Annotated in this window: 1 protein-coding gene; it reads right to left on the bottom strand. The window is 64.3% G+C overall.

Annotation, left to right across the window (positions count from 1 at the left end; all coding sequences use genetic code 11):
• On the bottom strand, nt 1-263 hold a 263-nt coding region (locus SCA31_RS23935), incomplete at both ends, for a hypothetical protein (protein ID WP_410699493.1).

Genomic DNA, 263 nt, shown 5'->3' on the forward strand with positions numbered 1-263 from the left:
GTCAGGGGCGTCCATACCCTCACGGTGAGGATGCGTCCGCCGGCTTCGACGACGTCCTTGCGGTCCCCTTCGGAGAATAAGGAGAACCAGCTGAACGGGATGCCCCAGGTGGACGCCCGGGTATGGACCCGTTTGGCATCCTCGCCCGCGTTGATCCGGTCTATCCGGAGCTGGTGCTTGTCCCGCTGCGATACGGGGATGAGCAAGTCCGCCAAGGGACTATGGATGCCGTCCATGAGCGCGTTGGCTGCCAAACCTGCCCG

It is taken from the genome of Chryseobacterium sp. SIMBA_028, from assembly GCF_046535285.1.
Taxonomy (GTDB): domain Bacteria; phylum Bacteroidota; class Bacteroidia; order Flavobacteriales; family Weeksellaceae; genus Chryseobacterium.